This window comes from uncultured Sphingomonas sp. (assembly GCF_964250165.1).
In the GTDB taxonomy this organism is placed as follows: Bacteria; Pseudomonadota; Alphaproteobacteria; order Sphingomonadales; family Sphingomonadaceae; genus Sphingomonas.
In genome coordinates this window covers 1-5,911 of the sequence record NZ_CAXUEK010000111.1, presented here as the reverse complement: position 1 = coordinate 5,911, position 5,911 = coordinate 1, and the positions used below count along the sequence as shown (strand labels likewise).

Below are 5,911 nucleotides of genomic sequence, written 5' to 3'. Positions count from 1 at the left end.
TCAAGACCGGGCGCGACATCGTCATCGCCGCGATCCTGGGCGCGGAGGAGTTCGGGATCGGCACACTCAGCCTGGTGGCGATGGGCTGCATCATGGTGCGGCAATGCCACTCCAACACCTGCCCGGTCGGCGTCTGCACCCAGGACGAGCGGCTGCGCGCCAAGTTCACCGGCAACCCCGACAAGATCATCAACCTGATGACCTTCATCGCCGAGGAAGTGCGCGAGACGCTGGCGCGGCTGGGCTGCCGCAGCCTGGACGAGGTGATCGGCCGCACCGAGCTGTTGAAGCAGGTCAGCCGCGGCGCCGAGCACCTCGACGATCTCGACCTCAATCCCATCCTCGCCAAGGTCGACGCCGACGAGAGCCAGCGCCGCTTCAGCCTGTCGACCTTCCGCAACGAGGTGCCCGACAGTCTGGACGCGCAGATCATCAAAGACGCGGCCAACGTCTTCGGCCGCGCCGAGAAGATGCAGATGACCTATTCGGTCAGGAACACCCACCGCGCGGTCGGCACGCGGCTGTCGAGCGAGATCCTGCGCCGGTTCGGGAGCGAGCGGCTGGCGGACGGCCACGTCACGGTGCGGCTGCGCGGCTCGGCGGGGCAGTCGCTGGGCGCGTTCCTCGTGCGCGGCGTCCGGCTGGAGGTGTTCGGCGACGCCAACGACTATGTCGGCAAGGGGCTGTCGGGCGGCACGATCGTGGTCCGGCCCGCGGTGTCGTCGCCGCTCCGCAGCCAGGACAACACGATCATCGGCAACACCGTGCTCTACGGCGCGACGAGCGGCCGGCTGTTCGCGGCCGGGCAGGCGGGCGAGCGGTTCGCGGTGCGCAACTCGGGCGCTTGCGTGGTGGTGGAGGGCTGCGGCGCCAACGGCTGCGAATACATGACCGGCGGCGTCGCGGTGATCCTGGGCCGCGTGGGGCAGAATTTCGGCGCCGGGATGACCGGCGGGATGGCGTTCGTCTACGACGCGGACGCGAGCGGCGAGGACGACGGGTTCGCGCGGCGTGCCAACGGCGAGAGCATCGTCTGGCGGCGGCTCGGCGCGGCGCATTGGGAGCGCGTGCTGCACGATCTGGTGCGCGACCACGCGGCAGCGACGGACAGCCGCTGGGCGCAGGGGCTGCTGGACGATTGGGAGCGCGCCGCCGGCCGGTTCTGGCAGGTGGTGCCCAAGGAGATGCTCGGCCGGCTGGAACACCCGCTCGACGACGTCCCGGAGGCAATCGCCGCCGAATAGGACGGCAGCTCGATCTGCCGCGCAACCGCCGCGCGCCGTTTGCGCAGGGCTGACGCACACAGGGCCGCACGGCGGGATGTCCGCGGCCGATGACGGGCTTGTCATTGGCGTTTTCCGGCCGAATCGGCTATGCGCCTGCGCTCAATCCGGCCACGCCGGGCAATGTTCGCTTGCTGGAGACCGTCATGCGCCGCGCCGCTCTCGCCCTCCCCCTGCTGCTGATCGCCGCCCCCGCCCCCGCTCTCGCGCATACGCCCGCGCGGCCGGGCGCGACGGACGCGGTTCGCGCGCTGCAGAGCCCGCTGGCGCAGGACGCCGCGACGGCGCTGGTCGACCAGCTGACCGGCATCGTCCTCGACACGCGCGTCGGGCCGGTGGCCGCCCTGACCGATCCGCGCGACGGCGTGCGCGCCACCGATACGCTGCGCGATCTCAAGCACCGCGACGACCCGCAGTTCGAGCGTCACCTGCACGAGAGCACGCGGCGCGTGGTCGGCACGGCCGCGGCGGTGGCGGGCGGCGCGATGGCCGAGACGGCCGAGCTGCAGCGCACCGCCGATCGGCTGCAGGCGGCGGTGGCGCCGCTGATCGCCGCGCTGTCGCCGCCGCGCGACGGCTACTGACGCGCGCTTCACGGCTGCTCCTCGCATCCGAACTCGCCGCGAGAGTGGCACGGGCGTGCGGATAGGCTGCGTGTCGTGTGAAGGCCTTTCGTCCCTGACGATCAGGCTTTAGGCCGGCAGTCATGTGGCAGCTTTTCCAGTTCCCCCTGTGCCCGTTCAGCCGCAAGGTGCGGCTGCTGCTGGGAGAAAAGGGCATCGGCTACGAGCTGGTGCGCGAATCGCCCTGGCTGCGCCGCGACGAGTTCCTGGACATGAACCCGGCCGGGCAGACGCCGGTGATGGTCGAGGCGCAGCGCAACCTGCTGCTGATCGATTCGATGGCGATCGCCGAATATTTCGAGGAGACGGTCGACAAGGCGGCGATGATCAGCGGCACGGCAGGGAACCGGGCCGAGATCCGGCGGCTGGTCGCCTGGTTCGACACGCAATTCTACCGCGACGTCACCGGCCCGCTGCTCTTCGAGCGGATGGAGAAGCGGGTCGCGCGCGGCGAGGCGCCCGACGCGCGCATGCTGCGGGAGGCGATGAAGGCGGCGATCCGCCACCTCGACTACACCGATTACCTGCTCGATCATCGGCAATGGCTGGGCGGCGCGACGATGAGCCTGGCCGACCTGACGGCGGCAGCGCAGATCTCCGTGACCGACTATCTGGGCGGCATCGACTGGAAGGGTCACGAGCAGACCGCGCGCTGGTATCGCGGGCTGAAGAGCCGGCCGAGCTTCCACCCCCTGCTGAGCGAGCGGATGGAGATGGTGGCCCCGACCGCGCACTATGACAACGTCGACTTCTAGCCTCCGGTCGTGGGCGCGCGGACGGCGGGGGTAGTGAGCCTTCAACGGGTCGGAACGGCCGGCTGGTCCATTCCGGCAGCCGTGCGAGACCAGTTCCCCTCCGAGGGAAGCGCGCTGAAGCGCTATGCCGCGCGCTTCGATGCGGTCGAGATCAATTCGAGCTTCCATCGCCCGCACCGGCGGACGACCTATGAGCGCTGGGCGGCGAGCGTGCCGGCGGCGTTCCGGTTCGCGGTCAAGCTGCCCAAGGCGATCACGCACGAGCGGCGGCTGGTGGAGAGCGCCGAGCCGCTGGCGCGCTTCGCCGAGGAGGTCGGCGGGCTGGGCGGCAAGCGCGGGCCGGTGCTGGTGCAGCTACCGCCGAGCCTGGCGTTCGACGCGGAGCTGGCGGACAGCTTCTTCGGGCGACTTGGCGAGACGCTGCCGGGCCGGGTTGCGTGTGAGCCGCGGCATCCGAGCTGGTTCACCGCGGCCGCCGATGCGCTGCTGATCGCCCACGCGGTGGCGCGGGTGGCCGCCGACCCCGCGCGGGTGCCCGGGGCCGCGGAACCGGGCGGCTGGCGCGGGCTGACCTATGCCCGCTGGCACGGGTCCCCCGCGATCTACCGGTCGAGCTACGACGAGACGGCGATCGAGGCGCACGCCGCCGTGGCGCGGACCGCGGGCGAGAGCTGGACGATGTACGACAACACCACGCTGGGTGCGGCGACGGCGAACGCCCTGGCGCTGCAGGCCGGGCTCGCGAGCGGACGCAAGCAGAAAGGTCAGGTTGATCCGAGCGGCGACTGGTCGAACCCTTCGAGCAGCGCGGCGACGTGGTCATAGATGGCCAGCGCACCGGCGAGCGCGTCGTCGCTGAAGCCGCCCGAGCGCACGGCCACCGTCGCGACCCCCGCCTTGCGCGCCGCCTCGATATCGTACGGCGTATCGCCGACCGCGAGCGCATCCCCGGGCGCCACGCCCGCTTTCTCGAGCGCGACGGCGAAGATGTCCCCCGCGGGTTTGGACGCCTTCACGTCGTCAATCGATGTGTCGGCGTTCACGAGCGCCCGGGCGTCGAGCAGCTCGATGTAATGGTCCAGCTCGGCCTGGCTGGCGGACGATGCGAACACCAGTTTCGCGCGCCCCCGACGAACCCGCGCCAGCAGGTCGCGGGCGGCCGGAAAGGGGCGGATACGATCGAGCCAATCCGCCTTGAACAGTGCGCCGTGGCGCTCCGCCAGCTGCTCGCGCGCGGCCGCCGGCAGGTCCGGCAGCAGGTCCGGGACCAGCTGGTCGCCGCCTTTGCCGATCTGGCCGCGGATCACCTCGGCCGCGATCGGGTGGCCGGCCTCGCGGAACACGCGGACCCACACGTCGACATGCGCCTCGTTCGAATCGACCAGCGTGCCGTCGAGGTCGAACAGCACGGCCTTGGGCGAACGGCCGGTCATCCGTCCAGACTCTTCGACGCCTGCTCGAACAGGTCCTTGGACAGGCCGGGCGCAGCGACGATCCGCTCCAGCTCGGCGCGCATCCGCGCGGCCCGGCCCTGGTCGAAGCGGCGCCAACGACCGAGCGGCGGCAGCAGCTTGGCAGCCGTCTGCGGGTTGAGCTTGTCGAGCGCGATCAGCTGTTCGGCGAGCAGGCGATAGCCGCGGCCGCCGGCGGCATGGAAGGCGCGCTGGTTCGCCCCGAACGCCCCGACCAGGCTGCGCGCGCGGTTCGGGTTGGCGAGCGCGAAGTCGGGATGCTGCAGCAGCTCGGCGACCGTCTCGGCGGTGTCGGCGCGGGTCGACAGCGCCTGCGTCTGGAACCATTTGTCGAGCACCAGCGGGTTGTCGGCATAGCGGTTGTAGAAGATGTCGAGCGCCGCGACGCGCTCGCCCGCCCCCTGCTCGCCCTCCCCGTTGGCCAGCGTGGTCAGCGCGGCCTGCCGGTCGGTCATGTTGTCGGCCGCCTCGAACTGGGTGAAGGCGAGCTTCGCCCAATCGTCCGCGCCCGACGCGGCGATCAGCCCGAGCGCGACATTGCGCAGACGGCGCAGGCCCTTGGCGGCGGGCGTGTAGGCATAGGGCGCGCGGGGGCCGTCGTAGACCTCGCGCCATTGCCCGTCGAGTTGGCGGCCGAGCGCGCGGCGCAGCGCCTCGCGCGCCTGGTGGATCGCCTCCGGATCGACCACCGCGAGCTGGTCGCCGACGAACGCCTCGGACGGGAGCAGCACCGCCTCGGCGACGAAGGCCGGGTCCAGCCCCGGATCGCCGAGCGTGGCGGAAACGGCGGCGATCACGGCATCCATGTCCATGCGCCCCTCGACGCTGCCGGCTACCAGCGTGTCGAGCATCAGCTGCTGCATCGCCTCGTAGCGGGCGAAGGGATCGTCGTCGTGGCGGCTGAGAAAGGCGAGATCGGCCACCGAACGGTCGCTCTCGACGACGACCGGCGCGGAGAAGCCGCGGTTGATCGACAGCACCGGCCGCTCCGCGACGCCGTCGAACACGATCGTCTGGCTGGTTTCGTCGAGCAGGTGCAGGCGCTCGTCGATCAGCGGCCGGCCCGTCTCGGCGCCGAACAGCTTGAAGCACAGCGGCAGCACCATCGGCTGTTTCTCGGGCTGGCCGGGCGTGGCGGGGACGCGCTGGGCGAGGCGCAGCGTCGCACGACCGCCGTCATGCTCGACACTGGCGGCGACGCGCGGCGTGCCGGCCTGCGAATACCACAGACGGAACTGCGACAGGTCGACGCCGCCGCCGAACTCCATGCAGCGGACGAAATCCTCACACGTCGCGGCCGTCCCGTCATAGCGGTCGAAATACAGATCGGTCGCCATCCGGAACCGCTCCGGCCCCAGGATGGTCGCCATCATCCGGATCAGCTCGGCGCCCTTGTTGTAGATGGTGGCGGTATAGAAGTTGCTGATTTCCAGATAGCTTTCGGGCCGCACCGGATGCGCGAGCGGGCCGGAATCCTCGGGGAACTGCGTCGCGCGCAGGCCGCGCACGTCCTCGATGCGCTTGACCGCGGCCGAGCCCTGGTCGGCGGAAAAGCCCTGATCCCGGAAGACCGTGAAGCCCTCCTTGAGCGACAGCTGGAACCAGTCGCGGCAGGTGACGCGGTTGCCGGACCAGTTGTGGAAATATTCGTGCGCGACGACCGCGGCGATCGCGTCATAGTCGTAATCGGTCGCGGTGTCGGGATCGGCGAGGATGTAGCGGCTGTTGAAGATGTTCAGCCCCTTGTTCTCCATCGCGCCGAAGTTGAAGTCGTCGAC

General features: G+C 70.6%; 6 protein-coding genes. 4 read left to right on the top strand and 2 right to left on the bottom strand.

The annotated features are described in order from the left end of the window. The 4 genes from ACFE64_RS14705 to ACFE64_RS14690 form a co-directional block, all read left to right on the top strand. The coding region (locus tag ACFE64_RS14705) for a glutamate synthase-related protein (RefSeq protein ID WP_375393208.1) at window positions 1–1,244 on the top strand (1,244 nt) is incomplete at its 5' end. Between the two features lie 185 nt (window positions 1,245–1,429). Beyond that, window positions 1,430–1,867 (top strand): hypothetical protein, encoded by a 438-nt coding sequence (locus ACFE64_RS14700; RefSeq protein WP_375393207.1) that lies wholly within the window; start codon window positions 1,430–1,432, stop codon window positions 1,865–1,867. A gap of 122 nt (window positions 1,868–1,989) precedes the next feature. Beyond that, window positions 1,990–2,661: a glutathione S-transferase family protein gene (locus tag ACFE64_RS14695; RefSeq protein WP_375393206.1), complete on the top strand. Its 672-nt coding sequence runs from the start codon at window positions 1,990–1,992 to the stop codon at window positions 2,659–2,661. Between the two features lie 81 nt (window positions 2,662–2,742). Continuing rightward, window positions 2,743–3,486 (top strand): DUF72 domain-containing protein, encoded by a 744-nt coding sequence (locus ACFE64_RS14690; RefSeq protein ID WP_375393205.1) that lies wholly within the window; start codon window positions 2,743–2,745, stop codon window positions 3,484–3,486. Here ACFE64_RS14690 and ACFE64_RS14685 read toward each other — a convergent pair. Together ACFE64_RS14685 and pepN are read right to left on the bottom strand one after the other, a co-directional pair. Then, the gene (locus ACFE64_RS14685) at window positions 3,426–4,094 is read right to left on the bottom strand and encodes an HAD family hydrolase (protein ID WP_375393204.1); all 669 of its coding nucleotides are present in this window, start codon (window positions 4,092–4,094) and stop codon (window positions 3,426–3,428) included. The two genes, ACFE64_RS14690 and ACFE64_RS14685, sit on opposite strands and share 61 nt — an antisense overlap. Further along, on the bottom strand, window positions 4,091–5,911 hold a 1,821-nt coding region (pepN, locus tag ACFE64_RS14680; RefSeq protein WP_375393203.1), incomplete at its 5' end, for an aminopeptidase N. The genes pepN and ACFE64_RS14685, both read right to left, overlap by 4 nt.

Coding starts and splice junctions, on each gene's coding strand:
- ACFE64_RS14700 (WP_375393207.1), top strand. CDS start 1,430: ATGCGCCGCGCCGCTCTCGCCCTCCCCCTGCTGCTGATCGCCGCCCCC.
- ACFE64_RS14695 (WP_375393206.1), top strand. CDS start 1,990: ATGTGGCAGCTTTTCCAGTTCCCCCTGTGCCCGTTCAGCCGCAAGGTG.
- ACFE64_RS14685 (WP_375393204.1), bottom strand. CDS start 4,094: ATGACCGGCCGTTCGCCCAAGGCCGTGCTGTTCGACCTCGACGGCACG.